The following is a 2,500-nucleotide window of genomic DNA, read 5'->3' as shown; positions in this document are numbered from 1 at the left end:
ATTGTCTTATATAGTAGAGATACATTACTTTAGCTAATAGCATATCATTGTTCATTTACTAAAATTTAATTTGCTATAACAAGCTACCTTAATAGGCCATTTTGGATTGACTGCTTTACAACTTCAAACTTATTCTAGACTCTTTATTCTAATACATAATAATGTTCATTACTTAACTGCCATAGCAAGCAGCTTGTTAATAAGAGCAGAGATCATCCCAATATCATTAAAAATATTTTATAAAATCATTCGAGACTCTCACCTTCCTCTCAGTAGTTATTTTAATACTCGGATATTCACTGGAATCAAAAGAAGATTAAATATAGAGAATTAGAATATGTAATAAAAGTTATGAATGCTTAAACTTTAATCAAAAAGGGGCTATGATCCCCCTTAGAATTGACTGATTTTATCATAAAGATCTGTAGTGCATGGTATATACATCAGAGCATTCAATTATGTTAATGATAATCCAGTAATATAACTGTATTTCCTTATTATTATCAAACACACTATTAGCTTGATCTAAGTAAATTCCCAAAGTTGAGGTTTAGTTTCTTTAAGTTTAATAGCAAAAGTACTGTTGAAAAACCCTCAATTATAACTCTTGATTCGATATTTAGTTAAAACACAAAAAAACCACTATCGATTGCTCGATAGTGGTTTCTCCGGTTGTTCGCTTGGCGACGTCCTACTCTCCCGGGACCCTTCGGTCCAAGTACCATCGGCGCTGGAAGGCTTAACGGTCGTGTTCGGGATGGGTACGCGTGGAACCCTTCCGCTATCGCCACCAAACGGTTCAAGCGTTTGATCACTTGAAAACTAGATACGAAACTTGAATTTGCGATTAGTGCTTCACCGTAACTCACACCGGACCAAAGCAGATGCTTTCGATGCGAGCTTCACGCTGTGAAGCTTGTAGGATAAGCCCTCGACCGATTAGTATTGGTCAGCTCCATGCATTGCTGCACTTCCACCTCCAACCTATCTACCTCGTCGTCTTCAAGGGGTCTTACATACTGGGAAATCTCATCTTGAGGGGGCTTCACGCTTAGATGCTTTCAGCGCTTATCCCGTCCATACGTAGCTACCCAGCCATGCTCCTGGCGGAACAACTGGTGCACCAGCGGTATGTCCATCCCGGTCCTCTCGTACTAAGGACAGCTCCTCTCAAATTTCCTACGCCCACGACAGATAGGGACCGAACTGTCTCACGACGTTCTGAACCCAGCTCGCGTACCGCTTTAATGGGCGAACAGCCCAACCCTTGGGACCTACTTCAGCCCCAGGATGCGATGAGCCGACATCGAGGTGCCAAACCTCCCCGTCGATGTGGACTCTTGGGGGAGATAAGCCTGTTATCCCCAGGGTAGCTTTTATCCGTTGAGCGATGGCCCTTCCATGCGGTACCACCGGATCACTAAGCCCGACTTTCGTCCCTGCTCGACTTGTAGGTCTCGCAGTCAAGCTCCCTTATGCCTTTGCACTCTTCGAATGATTTCCAACCATTCTGAGGGAACCTTGGGGCGCCTCCGTTACTCTTTAGGAGGCGACCGCCCCAGTCAAACTGCCCACCAGACACTGTCCCCGCACCGGTTCACGGTACTAGGTTAGAACCTAGATACGATCAGGGTGGTATCCCAACGGCGCCTCCACAGAAGCTTGCGCTCCTGTTTCTTAGGCTCCCACCTATCCTGTACAGATCGTACCCAAATCCAATATCAAGCTGCAGTAAAGCTCCATGGGGTCTTTCCGTCTTGTCGCGGGTAACCTGCATCTTCACAGGTATTAAAATTTCACCGGATCTCTCGTTGAGACAGCGCCCAAATCGTTACGCCATTCGTGCGGGTCAGAATTTACCTGACAAGGAATTTCGCTACCTTAGGACCGTTATAGTTACGGCCGCCGTTTACTGGGGCTTCGGTTCATAGCTTCGGATTGCTCCTAACCACTCCCCTTAACCTTCCAGCACCGGGCAGGCGTCAGCCCGTATACTTCGCCTTACGGCTTCGCACAGACCTGTGTTTTTGTTAAACAGTCGCTTGGGCCTTTTCACTGCGGCCCCCTCGTGCTATTCACACTACCGGGGCACCCCTTCTCCCGAAGTTACGGGGTCATTTTGCCGAGTTCCTTAACGAGAGTTCTTCCGCGCGCCTTAGAATTCTCTTCTCGCCTACCTGTGTCGGTTTGCGGTACGGGCACCTTCACCTGACTAGAGGCTTTTCTTGGCAGTGTGAGATCATGACCTTCGCTACTATAATTTTCACTCCCCATCACAGCCCAGCCTTAACGATGTGCGGATTTGCCTACACATCAGCCTCACTGCTTGGACGGACATCCATCAGTCCGCGTCACTACCCTCCTGCGTCACCCCATCGTTCATAACGGTTTACGGTGGTACAGGAATTTCAACCTGTTGTCCTTCGATTACGCCTTTCGGCCTCACCTTAGGTCCCGACTTACCCTGAGCGGACGAACCTTCCTCAGGAAACCTTGGGCT

2 rRNA genes (1 of these 2 cut by a window edge) are annotated in these 2,500 nt (G+C 47.2%); both read right to left on the bottom strand.

The features are described from left to right. Positions 1 to 678 precede the first annotated feature (678 nt). Positions 679 to 795 (bottom strand): 5S ribosomal RNA (gene rrf / locus ACK8P5_RS00060). A gap of 124 nt (positions 796 to 919) precedes the next feature. Beyond that, positions 920 to 2,500: ribosomal RNA gene (locus ACK8P5_RS00055) — 23S ribosomal RNA — on the bottom strand; it runs 1,345 nt beyond the window's last position.

It is taken from the genome of Paenibacillus sp. EC2-1 (assembly GCF_049311625.1).
Classification (GTDB): Bacteria; Bacillota; Bacilli; order Paenibacillales; family Paenibacillaceae; genus Paenibacillus_AQ.
Note: the sequence above shows the minus strand (reverse complement) of the source record. Positions and strands in the feature narration are given on the sequence as shown.